Consider the following 1,182-nt stretch of genomic DNA (forward strand, 5'->3'; position numbering starts at 1 on the left):
ATTCCTCCCGACACTGACCCTACGGGTACCGTACGGGGCTCCTGCAATTTCTATCTGAATGCTGCTTGGATTCCGCACCCGCTTAGAGCTGAATAACCGGCAGAAGACCCTAGCCGCTCAGCACGCTGGGGTAGCCCGTCACGCCTACAACTGGGGCCTGGCCATCTGTCGGCAAGCCCTGGAGAACCGGCAGAAACTCCCCACCGCCATTGACCTGCACAAGCGCCTGGTAGCCGAGGTTAAGAAGGAAAACCCCTGGTACTACCAGGTCTCCAAATGCGCTCCTCAGCAGGCATTACGCAACTTGGAGCAAGCCTTTAAGCGCTGGCGGGGTGGGTTGGGGAAGTTCCCCCGTTTCAAACGCAAGGGAGTGCGAGACAGCTTTTACCTAGAAGGCAACATCCGCATTTCTGGCGACCGCATCAAGGTGCCTGTCTTTGGTTGGCTGCGCTGTGCAGAGCTGCTTCCGGCGACCACACCCAAGAACGTGGTCATCAGCCTTCGCGCTGGGCGTTGGTATATCTCCTTCAAGTACGAAGCTCCAGCGCCTCAGGTGGAGAAGACCGGGGAAGTTGTGGGAGTGGACTTAGGTATCCATCACCTGGCCACCTGTTCCGACGGGGAAGTATTCGAGAACCCAAAGCCCTACCGCAAGGCGAGGAAGCGTCTGGCCAGACTGCAACGGCGGCTGAGTCGCAAGCAGAAGGGATCCGCTAACCGTAAGAAGGCGGTGGTGCAGTTAGGCAAGGCCCATAAGCGGGTGGCAGACATTCGGCAAGACAATCTGCACAAGCTAACGACTTACCTGGCCAAGAAGTATCGGGTGGTGGTGATTGAGGGCTTGCAGGTGAAGAACCTGCTCAAGAACCGCAAGCTGGCAGGAGCGCTGTCAGACTGTGGGTTCTACGAGTTGAGGACTCCGTCCCGCTATCGCGAACGGCGACAGCTAGAGTATAAGGCCCGGCTCTACGGCTGTCAGGTGGTGGTGGCGGATAGGTTTTATCCGTCCAGCCAACTGTGTTCAGGGTGTGGGCACCGACAGAAGATGCCACTGCAGGAAAGGGTGTTTTGCTGCCCGTGTTGTGGTCTGGAGCTAGACCGCGACTTGAATGCAGCCCTAAACCTGTTGCGGTGGTACAGAACTACCCCAAGCTCTGGGGGAAGTGACGCCTGTGGAGACTC

Annotated in this window: 1 protein-coding gene; it reads left to right on the forward strand. The window is 58.0% G+C overall.

The features are described 5' to 3' along the window. Positions 1 to 58 precede the first annotated feature (58 nt). On the forward strand, positions 59 to 1,182 hold a 1,124-nt coding region (locus NW856_RS02960; RefSeq protein ID WP_414399010.1), incomplete at its 3' end, for an RNA-guided endonuclease InsQ/TnpB family protein.

It is taken from the genome of Synechococcus sp. R3-13 (assembly GCF_047462195.1).
Classification (GTDB): Bacteria; Cyanobacteriota; Cyanobacteriia; order Thermostichales; family Thermostichaceae; genus Thermostichus.